This window comes from Acidisarcina polymorpha, from assembly GCF_003330725.1.
Classification (GTDB): domain Bacteria; phylum Acidobacteriota; class Terriglobia; order Terriglobales; family Acidobacteriaceae; genus Acidisarcina; species Acidisarcina polymorpha.
In genome coordinates this window covers 4,430,824-4,444,281 of record NZ_CP030840.1, presented here as the reverse complement: position 1 = coordinate 4,444,281, position 13,458 = coordinate 4,430,824, and the positions used below count along the sequence as shown (strand labels likewise).

Here is a 13,458-nt window from a genome sequence, read left to right as displayed (position 1 = left end):
CGATTCGGTAAAGTCGGCTAGCGGGCTTGAGAGACCGTCTGTCCCGCCGCCAACGCCGCATCGTTCGATAGCAGTTGTATCTCAACTCTCCGGTTCTTTGCCCGGCCGGCGGCGGTGGTATTCGGAGCCACTTCCTTATCCTTCCCGATGCCGATCAAGTAAAAACGGTGGGGCGGGATGTTGTACTTGGCGGCCAGATACTGGACGACCGCTGACGCGCGCCGTTGGCTCAAGTCGTAGTTATAGTCCGCCGACCCCACTGAATCCGTACCCCCGGTGACTTGCAGAATGTAGCTTTTCGTCGATCCGAGTTGCGCCCCCAACTGATCGAGTTCGGCCTTGCTTTCCTTCGTCAACTCCGCCTTGTCGAAGCCGAAGTTCACGGCAACATCGCTGACCTGCTTGTAGGTATCCAAACCAGCCACGACGCTGGCCAGAGAATCGGCGCGGTTGACGGCTTCCTGCGCCTGCTGTTGGGCCTGAGCAGCCGATTGACCGGCGGCCTGCGCACTCTGCGAAGCGGAATTTGCAGACTGTTGCGCTTGCGCGATTCCAGACTGCGCCCGTGAATCGACATCACGAATGTTGCGAGTGTTGGTCGCGGTCGCATCATCCAGTTCATTCGTCTTCTGGACCACTGGGGCGGTCTGGTTGCGGACATAGTTTTTGGTCGCGCAACCGCTGGTTACGAACATTGCGCCGGTAGCCACAACAACAGCGAAAGAACAGACTCTCTTTAGTTTTGGGGAAATCTGAGGCATCGAAACGAACTCCATCTGCGCGGCTGGGCACGCTCATTGACTGTGTTGTATGGCGAAGTCCGATGTAATGGACTTCATCAAGCCTTATCGGTAGCATCCCTAACGCCATCCTGCGATTGATCTCTCGCCAGTTCGAAAGAAAGCGCTTAGCGAATCATTATGCGCCTCCAATGAGCCTGGCTGCGTATTTATTACATTTTATGCTCGAAAATCCGGGAGGTCCTGATAGCGAATAAAATAGAAATGTACCCCATGGACCTTCAGGAAAAAATCCGGACCCTACCCACCCGACCCGGGGTCTATCTCTATAAAAACGGCGACGGCGAGGTCATCTACGTCGGGAAGGCTAAAAATCTCCGCTCTCGCGTTCGCTCCTACCTGCTTGAGGCCTCCCAGGCGAACGCCAAGACCGGGTCTCTGATGCGCGAGGCGGTCGACCTCGACTACATCCTGGTCGATAACGAACGTGAGGCCCTTGCGCTTGAAAACAACCTCATCAAGCAGCGAAAGCCGCGCTTCAATATTCTTCTACGTGACGACAAGACCTATCCCTATGTGAAGCTCACGCTGGGTGACCGTCATCCCAAGGTATTCGTGACTCGAAAGCTGCGCAAAGATGGCAGCGCCTATTACGGACCCTATTTTCCCGGCAACCTCGCCCACCGTATCGTGGAGTTGATCCACCGCAGTTTTCTGCTGCCGAGTTGCAAGCTCGATCTCTCGCGTTATCACAGCCGCCCCTGCCTGCAGTACTACATCAAACGCTGCCTTGGACCCTGCGTCGAGTCGCTGACGACTCCTGAAATCTACCGGGAGGCGGTCCGCGACGCGCAGATGTTTCTTGAGGGGCGCCAAGCGGAACTTGGCCGCTCAATCGAACAGCGCATGAACGAGGCTGCCGTCAACGAGCAGTTCGAGCTCGCCGCAAAGTATCGCGACCTGCTCATTACCGTCAATCAGATGCAAGACAAGCAGCGCATCGCGACCGCCGATGGGGATGAATCCGATGTCTTTGGCTATCACTACGAAAACGGTATGGTCGCCGTCAATCTCTTTCACATGCGCGGGGGAAAGATCGTCGATCGGCGCGAGTTCTTCTGGGAAGATCTGCCGGATTTTCTGGAACCGGATACCGACACCGACGTGATTGCGTATTCCGCCGAACCCGGCGCGGCACCGATCGCTTCGGCGGATGCCGCCGGCTTGGCCGGACCCGCACCCGCACCCCTGCCATTTGAAGCGGGAGCATTCTTCTCTGCTCTGCTCAAACAGCTCTACATTGACCAGCAATATGTGCCGCGGAGCATCTATGTGCCGGTCGATTTTGCCGACCGGCCCGCGCTCGCGACCCTGCTTTGCGAACGAACCGGTCACAAGATCGAGCTGGCCGTCCCGCAGCGCGGAGAAAAACGCTCGCTCGTCGACCTCGCCGGCCAGAATGCGAAACAGAGCTTCGATCAGCGCTTTCGCGTCTTTCAGCCCAGTCAGAAAGTAATCCAGGAGACCCTGCAGGATATCCTTATGCTGCCTGAACTCCCCCGCCGCATTGAATGCTTTGACATCTCTCACATTCAAGGCGCGGAGACGGTCGCCTCCATGGTTGTTTGGGAGGACGGCGCGATGAACAAGTCGGCGTATCGAAAGTTTCAGATCAAGACCGTGGAGGGGGTGGACGATTTCGCCTCCATGCACGAGGTCGTCACCCGCCGGTATAGGCGTCTCGTCGAAGAGCAGAAGCCCTTACCCAGCCTGATCTTGATCGACGGCGGCCTGGGCCAGCTTCACGCCGCCGCAGCAGCCTTGGAATCACTGGGGATCACCACCCAGCCGCTCGCTTCCATCGCAAAGAGAGAAGAGATCATCTACCTCTACGGTCAGGAAGATGACCCGATCGTGCTTGACCGCCGGTCTCCGGTATTGCACCTGGTGCAGCGGGTGCGCGATGAGTCCCACCGGTTCGCCGTCACCTATCACCGCAAGCGCCGCGAGATGAGAGACCGCGATTCGGAGCTGCTCTCGATTCCTGGAGTCGGCGCACTTACCCGCACCCGCCTTGTCGAACACTTTGGAAGCGTGCGCAGCGTCAAAGAAGCGGATATCTCCGCATTGACCGCCGTCGTCCCGCGCAAGACAGCCGATGCCATCCACAGCTTCTTCCATCCTCCGGAACCGGCGCGGGCGAATGCATTTCCTATCTTGAATAACTCCGAATAGCCGGGGCTGTTCCGCATGGTGATCTGCCGTGGAATTGCCGCTCGCAGCCGACACTTCGGCGCAAGTTTACAGCGGGACGCCTTCGGCCATTTCTTCCGTAGGAACCCCGCGCATCGAAGCGTCCGCCTCTTTGCCCGAGAAGGTCAGGAAGAACAGCAACAACACGACTGCCGAACATCCGGCCGAAAACAGCCAGATAGGTCTCCACGCGTGAGTGACCAGCCCGTCGGCGCCAGTCCGCACATAGAAATCGACGACCCTGCCGGAAAGCCACGAGCCAAGCAGCATTCCTAGCCCATAAGTAATCAGCGTGATCGTGCCCTGAGCCGCGGCGCGGAAGGCGGGCGAGGACTTTCTGTCGATATAAATCTGCCCCGTTACAAAGAAGAAGTCATAGCAGATGCCATGCAGGAGAATGCCGAGCCACAGCATCCACACACCGGCTCCGGGGTTGCCGTAGGCGAAGAGCGCATAGCGCAGCGTCCAGGCGGACATGCCCGCCACCAGCATGTACTTGACCCCGAGACGCCGGAAGAACCATGGGATCAGGAGCATGCAGAAAAGCTCCGACATCTGGCCGCCGGTCATTTTGCTGGCTGCGTTCTTTACCCCAATTTCGTTCAAAAAGAGGTTGGTAAATGCGTAATAAAACTGCAGTGGGATACAGATTAGAAACGAAGCGAGTGCGAAGATGGCAAAGGACCGCTCCCGAAAGAGGTTCAGAACTTCGGAGGGGAAGATATCTCGCATACCGAACTTCTTGGTGGCGCCAAGCGGTGGCGTATTCGGTAGTGTGAGGCAATAAATCGCCATGGCCAGAGAAGCCCCCGCCGCCAGGCGCAGCGGCATGGCCGTGGCTTCGAGCCGCAGCGAGCCAACCAGGATCCCGGCCGTGATCCATCCGCCGGTGCCCAAAACCCGGATTGGTGCAAATTCCAGCTTTGGATCGCTCATCTGCCGAAATGCAAGCGAATTCGTCAAAGCGAGAGTGGGCATGTAGGCGACCGCATAAAGCAGCACCAGCAAGTAAATGGGACCGAACGTAGTCTGCGAAGAAGCGAGGAAGAGCAGCACTGCGCCCAAAGCGTGCAACACTGCCAGCACTTTTTGGGTGGCGAACAATTTATCGGCGATAAGTCCAATAAAAAAGGGCGAGGCAATCGCACCGATCGCGGTCGTGCCGGCAGCTAATCCGATTTGCTCGCCAGAGAAGTGCATCCCTTGCCCGAGCCAGGTCCCAACCGTCACATACCACGCGCCCCAGATGAAGTACTCCAGGAACATCATCAACGAAAGCCGAGATTTCATCTGCAGTTTCATATCGCCCCAACTATCACTGAAAGAACCCGGCAAAGTATGTTCGTCATCCCGATAAAATCCGCTACGAAGAACAATCGAGGCGGCCCCTTCGGTCTACACCCATTGCGAAGTGCTTGTCATGAATCACTATCTTCAAGCGAACTCAAAGCAAATGCAACCTAGGCCCAATGAAAACCTAGTCTTAGAGGCCGTGCTGTAGCCCTTCGGTCCGGTAGCGGGTAAAAACAGAATGGACTCCGGGGCTTCGGCACAAAGATCTTGAACTTTGAACTTCGCCGCATCGTAACATCCAGACGGGGACGCGTATCGGGGGCGAGATGCTGCATCAAAACTGGCCAGCCTACTTACGGATTCTGCTCACCTTGCATATCGCATGCGGATGTATCGCGTTCCTGTGCGCTCCTGTTGCTTTGGCTACCGCCAAGGGAGGAAGGAACCATCGCCGCTGGGGGAAAATTTACTTCTGGGCGATGGCCGGAGTGGGAGCAACGGCGCTGATCCTGTCCTTTGCCCTGCCCATCTTCTTCCTCGCGATGGTTGCGGTCTTCAGCTTCTATGCATGCTTTGCCGCCTATCGCATCCTCTACTTGAAAGAACTTTACAAGGGAGGGCGGCCCCTGCCGCTGGATTGGCTGGCGGCCGGGGTGACGATTCTTTCGAGCTTTCTACTCTTCTTAATGGGCTTCCTCAAACCTGCATTGATGGGGGTGGGCTTGATCCAGATAGCCGGGCACACCATCAGCGTCGTCTCTGTCGTCTTTGGCTTGCTCGGAATGCGTCTGGGCTCTTCCTCGATCTCGCTTTTTCTGAGGCCGCCCGGAGAGAAAATGTTTTGGTGGTTTGCTCACATGCAAGGCATGATCGCCAGCTACATCGCGGCCGTGACAGCGTTCTCCGCGGTAAATCTATCCCACTGGTTCGGCGCCGCCTGGTGGGTCTGGCTATGGCCCACCATGGTCGGCGTTCCCGTAAGTGCGATTTGGACGGCCTACTACAAGCGAAGATTCTCTCCGAAGAGAAAAACTGCACCGGCCTGACTCAACCTCACGTTTGGACCCTAGTGGGCCTCGCTCGATGCGGTCACTTTCGGATGCGAGGCGGTGCTGCCATCCGTCATTCCCAGCGCCCACTTCACTGCTTCAAAATACATCGTGCGAATATCGGGGTCTTCCCAAGATTCTTCGGTGTGGCCGAGGGTCGAATAGAAAACGCGCCCCTTGCCATACATCTTCGACCACGCGACGGCGAAATCGTGATCGTCGCGGTGAATTCTGGGATTATTGGAGTAGTCAAGCCTCGATGCATCGAGACTCAGCAGCACATTGACCTTGTCGCGCGACCAGGATTTCGGTTGATAAATTTCGTCGTATTTGACGAACTCATGCGGAAAATGCCGGACAGCTGGGAAATTGGGGTCTTCGGTAATGATCGGCGCGTTGAAGGTCATCCACGGGTGCTGATCGAACCACCCCCCGATCATCTCGCCATACTCCGGCCACTTGTAGTTGGTATCCATCGCCGCATGAATGCCGACAAACCCCTTGCCGTCCTCTTTGATGAACGACATCATGTCTTGCTTCTGGCTGTCATCCATGTCCAGTTCGCCGGTAGTGCTGGCGAAGACGATGAGGTCGAAATAGTTCAAGTTCTTTGCGTTGGCTTTAAGCTCTTTCTTGGTCAGCAGCTCGGTGTCGGTGCGAAGCATCGTATCCCATAAGCCGCTCTCATGACCCATGTTATAGATTGCTGCCATCGCCGCCGAGACCGAATCGTGCTCGAAGCCCTTCGTTTGACCGATCACCAGAACGTGCTTCAAGTGGGTCGGCTTCATGTGGGGCGCGGGCGGAATCAACGGATTTACCGGGAGCTGCGGCGGCGCCGCCGGAGGTGGCTGCTGGGCTAGCAATGCCGGGCAAAGGCCTGCGAGAACGACCAGGGACAATGAGAGGATGGACTTCTGGACAGGTTGCAAGAGATCTCCTTAGGCTGTCGCCGCGCGAACTGACAAAACTCCCGCAGGGAACTCTGTCGAGGACGCGTCGGCGTTTTCGCGGCTCTCATCCTGGCTCGGCAAAGGGAAAATCGATTTCGACGCGACCTCAGGCCCTGATACCGTTCGCGAATCAGTCTATTGCATTTTCGCGGCTGCTGTGAATTCTACTCGCGCCTGCCACCAGGCTTGATCGCGAAGAAAACCACCAGATGGCGTTCCTCCGCTTCACGCCCGTTTCGAAACTGACAGGGACGATCGCGCAGAGGCCGCCATGCGAGGTGGCTAAGCCGCCTCAACTACGTTAGGCTGAGCTTTCGGCAGACTGGCGGCTTTCCTGTCGATCGCCGCACGGAGGAGCACCAACCCATGTTCACCTGGCTCGACCGGCTTCAACCTTTTGGCGCGCTCGTCCTGCGTCTTGTTCTTGGCGTGATTATGGTCGCTCATGGCTATACGAAGATCATCCCCAAGGGTGCGCTCTACAGCTTCACTCAAAACGTCGCCCATCTTGGAATGCCGATGTGGCTTGGTTATGTGGCTGCGTTCACCGAGTTCTTCGGAGGCATGCTGCTGATCCTGGGCTTGCTGACTCGTTTAGCCGCCTTGGGCGCCGCTATCGACATGGGTGTTGCGATCGTCAAGGTCCATCTTCACGGAGGGCTGACCGGCCATGGCAACGCTCCAGGATTTGAATACCCGCTGGCGCTCTTCGCAATCGCCTTGATGGTGGTCTTCACCGGAGGCGGGCTGCTCGCGATCGATCAGGCGATCGGCCGAGGAAAGCTTTGACTCCCCCGCTAGGCCGAAATGATATTCAGAAAATCCGTGGATTTCAGTTGAGCGCCCGGGAAGACCATATCGAGATTCCTGGCGCCGAACGTTTTGTAAGCGGCTTCTCCAAGCACTTGCCGGAAGTCAGTTGTGACCGCCAAATCGCGGCTTTCGTGAAGCTGCTCATCCGCTAGACCGGGCCAAGCGCCATAGACCTTGCGCCCTTTCACCGGCCCGCCCAGAACGAACATCACATTCGCGTGGCCGTGATCGGTGCCGGCGGTGCCATTCTGTCTGGCGGTGCGGCCGAACTCAGAGAGAGTGACCACGACAACGTCTTTCGCCTGATCACCCATGTCTCGCCAGAATGCAGCAATTCCTTCGCTGAATTCCTTCAACCGATTTGCGAGCTGTCCGGTGGTATTCCCTTGATTCTGATGAGTATCCCAGCCTCCGATGTCAGCGAAAGCTGCTTCAACCCCAAGGTTTGCTTTGAGCAGTTGCGCAACCTGTTTCATGCTGTCGCCAAACTGGCCCTTGGGGTAGTTGGCGCCGGTTGCGGGACTATAGTGGGCTGGATCCGTAGACTTCAACATCTTGACCGCTTCGAAGGTCTCGGCGCCGGTTCCATGCAGAACGGTGTCGACCGCGCCTCCATACATAGCCTCGAAACTGGTACTGACTGGCTGCTCTGAAGGATTTCTACCGCCGACATTGAAATCCTGCACATTGCCAACGGCTACCGCGGGGATCATACCCTGCAAGGTGCGCGGCAACTGCGTTCCCATCGCCACTGCCCGGAACGCGGTGGCGTGATGCAGTGCGTGGCCCTGATCTTCAGCCCGCAATGCGCGGTTCAACCATCCATCCGAAGTCGCCTTGACCCCCGGCGTGCCGCTCTCCATGTAATCTTGCGCGTCGAAGTGCGAGCGCGTTTCATCACGCAAACCCGCGGCATGGACGATCGCCAGATGTCCTTGGTCCCAGAGCGGCTTCAGCGGCTGCATCGCCGGGTGCAGCCCAAAGAAGCCATCCAGGTCGAGGACCTGATTCTTCTGGACCGCGATCGTCGGCCGCATCTGGTAGTAGTTCGGCTCCGCGTACGGAACGACGACGTTGAGGCCGTCCGCCGCCCCGCGTTGAAAGAGCACCACCAGGCGTTTGCCATTGGCCTGTGCAGTTGTCGCCTGTGCCAGGACTGACCGAATGAGGAAACTTGGAAGGACAGAGGTGCCAACCACGGCCATCGCTCCGCCTTTCATGAAAGCTCGCCTGGTCATCGGCATCGTGATCACTCCTGCTGAGTTCTTTCCCCGCTATCGTGCAGACGCGATGCGGAGAAGGAAGTTGCGCGCTAGCCCGCTTTACCTTCACAGCAGCCTTCCCTGATTGGGACATTCCCACTTTTTGAGAACTAGCTCATCCGTTCTGCATTACATTGCCAAGACCGTAGACCTAGACCTCCCGGATGTCCTAATCGACACGAAGGAAGGCAACTCAAGTTCCGAGCAGCAATATGGCCCTGCGGAAACAGGGCCAAGGAGGAGCACCTTCCGAAATTGGAAACCGTGTGTGCGCTTCCGGATAAGGAGAGACGCCGTCGATGAAGACTCTCTCCAGAAGCGGCAAGACCAGGCTAATAGGCGGCGAGGGCCCGGATAGCGAGATAAAGATCTTCCGGCTGGGGCAGAATTGCGTCTTCTAGAATGGGCTGATAGGCGACAAACGTATCCATCGCCCCGACTCGCTTGACTGGAGCATCGAGGTCATCGAAGAGTTCGTCGGCGACCCGAGCGGCGATCTCTGCCCCGTATCCCCAACTGAGCATATCTTCGTGAGCGATAACCACCCGGCTGGTCTTGCGGACGGACTCGGCGATCGCCTCCCAATCATAAGGATTGAGCGTGCGCAGATCGATGACTTCTGTACTGATTCCATGTTCGCGTTGCGCTTTTTGCGCGGCTTGCAAGGCCCTGGGCACAACCGCCCCGTAAGTCACTAGGGTTACATCGGAACCCGGACGTACGATCTTGGCTTTGCCAAAGGGAATGGCGTAGTCCGTGCCAGGATACGCAGCACGACCATAGGTCTCGCGATAGAGCCGTTTGTGTTCGAAGAATAAAACCGGGTCGTCGCAGCGGATCGCCGTTCGCAGCAGACCGCTCGCGTCCAGGGCGTTCGACGGGTATACCACGCGAACGCCTGGCGTATGCGTAAAGATGCTTTCCCCTGACTGCGAGTGATAAATAGATCCGCCCGTCAGATACCCGCCGATTGCGACTCGAACCACGACCGGAGCGGCATAGGTCCCATTCGATCGCCAGCGCAGCAGACTCAACTCATTGCGCAGCTGATGCATGGCCGGCCAGATGTAATCGAAAAACTGTATTTCAACGACTGGCTTCATGCCGCGGGTGGCGTAACCAATGGCCCGCCCCACGATATTGGCCTCGGCTAGCGGAGAATTAAAGACGCGGTCCGAGCCGAACTCAGCCTGCAGTCCGGCAGTCAGCTTGAAAACTCCGCCTTTGCCTTTGACTTTGCCGCTCTCCAGATTTTCTTCGCGACTGCAGTCGGCTACATCTTCCCCGAAAATGACCACTCGCGGATCGCGACGCAACTCGTCGCTCAAGCAGCAGTTGATGAGGTCCGCCATCGTCCTCTCCTGGTGATCGGCGGAGACTGCAGGCTTGCTTTCGATCAATGCAGTCGGATCCAGGTCCTCTGAATAGACATGTTTCTTGATCGAAGATATTTCAGGGAGAGGCGACCGCAGTGCGCGCTCGGCGGCCAGTCGGACTTCTTCATCGACTTGTCTTTCCAGCCGATTGATTGCCTCGGCATCGAGAATGCCCTCACGCAGCAAGCGCATTTGCAACTTGGGAAGCGGATCGCGCAATGACTCCGCCTCTAGCTCGCTGGCGGATCGGTAAAGCCGGTCATCATCCGACAGAGAATGCGAGTAAGGTCGCACCACATGCCCATGCACGAACGCAGGGCCGCTGCCAGAGCGGCACCACGCGACCGCCTCCAGGAAGACTTGGTAACTTGCCACCGGGTCCGTTCCGTCGACCTCGGCGAAATAGAAGTTCGGGAAATTCGCCACCAGCCGTGAGATATTTCCTCCCGGCGTATTTACCTCGACCGGTACGGAAATCGCGTACTCGTTGTCCTCGACGACAAACAGCACCGGCAACTTAGCGTTCGATGCGGTGTTGAGCGACTCCCAGAATTCACCCTGGCTGGTTGCGCCTTCGCCAAGCGACACATACACGACCTCATCGCCATGAAATTCAACGTGCTTGAATTGGCGATAGTCTCCACTGCCCTCCTCCGCCGCCTCGGGGTGGCGGGAGAAATATCGCCCCGCCTCCGCGCATCCTACGGCCTGCAGGCATTGCGTGGTTGTCGAAGACGATTGCGAAACGATGTGCAGTCGGGGATTGCTCCAGTGCGAGGGCATCTGGCGCCCGCCGCTAGCGATATCCGCCGCCGCGCCGATGCCTTGCAGAAATTGCTCCTCGGGCGTATTGCCTAGCGCCAGGCAGAGAGCGCGGTCGCGATAATAAGGGTAAAACCAGTCGTAACCCGGCTTCATCGCCAACGCCGCCGCCACCAGCAGCGCTTCGTGTCCAGCGCCGGAGACCTGGAAGAAAATCTTCTGCTGCCGCTTCAGCATGATCTCGCGGTCATCGACCTTCCGCGACATGTACATGAAACGATAGATTTGAATGAGAAGTTCGGGATCGACTGCGGCGCCTGGACCCGAGGATTTTGAGGCCTCACCACGCTCCAGATCTAAGACGACTCGGGCCATTCAACCGGCTCCCTTCCCGCAAATCACAAATTCGATGAAACCTGATTGTAACGCGATCCGCGACGCTTTGCCGGTGTTGGCGACTCCGGTGCACCCCCTCCGAAGCAGTCCATTGACCATCGATTTCCTGCCATGCTCTAATTACGCCTTTGAGCGCAGGACTCAGTCACGCATCGGTTCCATCGGTTTTTCCCGGACCGGTCGCACCATATCGGATACTCGTCAGCTTTAACAAAATTCGATAAACGGCTTGGGTCTGGTGTTCCCATCCGGATAGCTCTCTATTTTGGAGGCAAGTGAATGTACTCTTTCTGCTCGCCGGCTCTTGCCGCAGTTTGGCAGGCTAATTCGTTGTATTCGAGCCAGACACCCGATACTTCGGGAGACACTTTTTTGTGGATCGCGCTTGCCGTTGGTCTGCTTTCGCTTATCGCTGCTGTCGTCTTCGCTCGGAACGTGTTGGCCAACGACGCTGGGACGCCGGAGATGCGGCTCATCTCCGACGCGATCCGTGAAGGCGCCGAAGCCTTCATGAAGCGACAGTACAGCGCCATCGCAATGCTTGCCGTCGTGATCGCCGTGATCCTGTATATCGGGTACTATGCCTCCGCTTATTCTCGTCCGTTCGCCAATAAGGTCGTCATTAGTTTCATCATCGGCGCTGCCTGTTCGGCGCTATCCGGCTATAGCGGTATGTTCGTCTCCATCCGCGCCAATATCAGAGTCGCTTCCGCGGCACGCACCAGCATTGGGAAAGCTCTCCAAACCGCGCTTCGCGGCGGGGCCGTCACCGGTCTGGTCGTGGTGTCGCTCTCCCTGCTTGGGATCGGCATTCTCTTCCTGGTCTTCGGCGGCTTGAAAGACCCCCAGCAGGCTCCTTATCAACTGGTCGGCTTCGGATTTGGCGCTTCGCTCGTCGCCCTCTTTGCTCAACTTGGAGGCGGCATCTACACCAAGGCGGCTGACGTCGGAGCTGACCTGGTTGGCAAAGTCGAGGCGGGCATCCCGGAAGACGACCCTCGTAATCCGGCAGTGATCGCCGATCTCGTCGGCGATAACGTTGGGGACTGCGCCGGTCGTGGCGCGGACATCTTCGAATCGACCGCTGCTGAAAATGTCGGCGCAATGATCCTGGGTGCCGCGCTTTATCCGGTCTTCGGCGTCAAGGGAATTCTGTTCCCGCTGGTCGTCCAGGCGATCAACCTTGTCGCGAGCATCATCGGCGTCACCATCGTCCACAGCAGCGAGACCGAAGATCCGATGCACGCGCTCAACCGCGGCTACTATGTAACTTCGCTGCTCGCTCTGGCGGGCTTTGCCGTGGCCGTCAAATTCATGTTGAGCGGGCATTGGTGGCTACTCGGAAGTGGCATCTGCGGCATCATCACTTCTTTTCTGTTCGTCCGAATTACCGAGTACTACACCGAAACCAGGTTCCGCCCGGTTCGTTCGATTGCCGACGCTTCGAATACCGGCCCCGCCACCAACATCATTACCGGCATCGCCGTCGGAATGGAGACCCCGGCCCTTCCCGTGCTCGTGATCGGCGCCGCCCTTCTGCTGAGCTACTACTTCGGCGTCCGCGGCCTTGAAGATGCCACCGGGATCAGTAACTACGCGAAAGGAATCTACGGCACCGCCATTGCGACCATGGGCATGCTCTCCTCCGCCGCCTATATCCTGGCGATGGATACCTTCGGCCCGATTACCGATAACGCCGGTGGAATCATAGAGATGTCCGATCAACCTCATGCAGTCCGTGAGAAGACTGACCGCCTGGATGCTGCAGGAAATACAACTAAGGCGTTGACCAAGGGCTACGCCATCGGATCAGCATCGCTCGCCGCGTTCCTGCTCTTTTCCGCCTATCTGGAGTCGATCCATGCCATTGTGGCCCGTCGCGTCGCGGATTCAGGCGGGGTGTTGCCAGCTGGCTGGAGCTTCTCGAACGTGAACCTGGCTTCGGTCCCGGTCTTCGTAGGTGCGCTCCTAGGCGCGATGTTGACTTACCTCTTCTCCTCGCTGGCGATCAAGGCGGTAGGGCGAGCCGCGCAGTTCGTAATCGAGGACGTTCGCGCCCAGTTCCGCGAAAACCCCGGCATCATGGCCGGGACCTCGAAGCCCGACTACGGCCGTTGCGTCCGCATCGTCACCACCGCCGCCCTCAAGCAGATGATGGTTCCCGGGCTGCTCGCCGTCGCCATGCCTCTGGTCGTCGGCATCAGTTTCCGTCACCTCAGCGGCCTCTTCGGCGTGCAGCAGCTCTCAGGAGTGCCGACCCTGCATGGGCTGCCGATTAACCTGACGGGGGCGGAGGCGGTCGCCGGGCTGCTTATGGTGGGAACAATCTCGGGCATTCTGCTGGCCATGTTCATGAACAACGCCGGTGGTGCGTGGGACAATGCCAAAAAGTACATCGAGACCGGGGCGCATGGAGGCAAACGCTCCGAAGCCCACAAAGCCGCCGTGGTCGGCGATACCGTTGGAGACCCCTTCAAGGACACCGCCGGGCCATCTCTTCACGTGCTCATCAAGCTGCTGGCCACGGTAACCCTGGTGCTCGCTCCGCTCTTTGTCTGAGT

At 57.9% G+C, this 13,458-nt stretch carries 9 protein-coding genes; 4 read left to right on the top strand and 5 right to left on the bottom strand.

Annotation, left to right across the window (positions count from 1 at the left end):
• Positions 1–17: 17 nt before the first annotated feature.
• Positions 18–761, bottom strand: coding sequence for an OmpA family protein (locus ACPOL_RS18750; protein ID WP_114210914.1), 744 nt, complete (start codon positions 759–761; stop codon positions 18–20).
• A gap of 252 nt (positions 762–1,013) precedes the next feature.
• Between ACPOL_RS18750 and uvrC the strand changes: the two genes are divergently transcribed.
• Entirely contained in the window at positions 1,014–2,975 is a 1,962-nt protein-coding gene (gene uvrC, locus ACPOL_RS18745) for an excinuclease ABC subunit UvrC (protein WP_114208405.1), read from the top strand.
• A gap of 66 nt (positions 2,976–3,041) precedes the next feature.
• On the opposite strand, the gene ACPOL_RS18740 is transcribed toward uvrC, so the two are convergent.
• On the bottom strand, positions 3,042–4,283 hold the full coding sequence (locus ACPOL_RS18740) for a nucleoside permease (RefSeq protein WP_114208404.1): 1,242 nt from the start codon (positions 4,281–4,283) through the stop codon (positions 3,042–3,044).
• Positions 4,284–4,612: 329 nt separating this feature from the next.
• Here ACPOL_RS18740 and ACPOL_RS18735 point away from each other — a divergent pair, with 329 nt between their 5' ends.
• Positions 4,613–5,332: a hypothetical protein gene (locus ACPOL_RS18735; RefSeq protein WP_236656880.1), complete on the top strand. Its 720-nt coding sequence runs from the start codon at positions 4,613–4,615 to the stop codon at positions 5,330–5,332.
• 20 nt (positions 5,333–5,352) lie between these two features.
• On the opposite strand, the gene ACPOL_RS18730 is transcribed toward ACPOL_RS18735, so the two are convergent.
• Positions 5,353–6,267 carry a ThuA domain-containing protein gene (locus ACPOL_RS18730; RefSeq protein WP_236656879.1) on the bottom strand — a complete coding sequence of 305 codons (915 nt, stop codon included), beginning with the start codon at positions 6,265–6,267 and terminating at the stop codon, positions 5,353–5,355.
• 387 nt (positions 6,268–6,654) lie between these two features.
• Between ACPOL_RS18730 and ACPOL_RS18725 the strand changes: the two genes are divergently transcribed.
• On the top strand, positions 6,655–7,077 hold the full coding sequence (locus tag ACPOL_RS18725) for a DoxX family protein (RefSeq protein ID WP_114208403.1): 423 nt from the start codon (positions 6,655–6,657) through the stop codon (positions 7,075–7,077).
• 8 nt (positions 7,078–7,085) lie between these two features.
• On the opposite strand, the gene ACPOL_RS18720 is transcribed toward ACPOL_RS18725, so the two are convergent.
• Together ACPOL_RS18720 and ACPOL_RS18715 are read right to left on the bottom strand one after the other, a co-directional pair.
• Entirely contained in the window at positions 7,086–8,345 is a 1,260-nt protein-coding gene (locus ACPOL_RS18720) for a DUF1501 domain-containing protein (RefSeq protein ID WP_114208402.1), read from the bottom strand.
• 350 nt (positions 8,346–8,695) lie between these two features.
• A complete protein-coding gene (locus ACPOL_RS18715) occupies positions 8,696–10,876 on the bottom strand; it encodes an alpha-ketoacid dehydrogenase subunit alpha/beta (protein WP_114208401.1) in 2,181 nt (726 codons plus the stop codon).
• Between the two features lie 300 nt (positions 10,877–11,176).
• On the opposite strand from ACPOL_RS18715, the gene ACPOL_RS18710 reads away from it, so the two are divergent.
• Positions 11,177–13,456 (top strand): sodium-translocating pyrophosphatase, encoded by a 2,280-nt coding sequence (locus ACPOL_RS18710; protein ID WP_114208400.1) that lies wholly within the window; start codon positions 11,177–11,179, stop codon positions 13,454–13,456.
• Positions 13,457–13,458 lie beyond the last annotated feature (2 nt).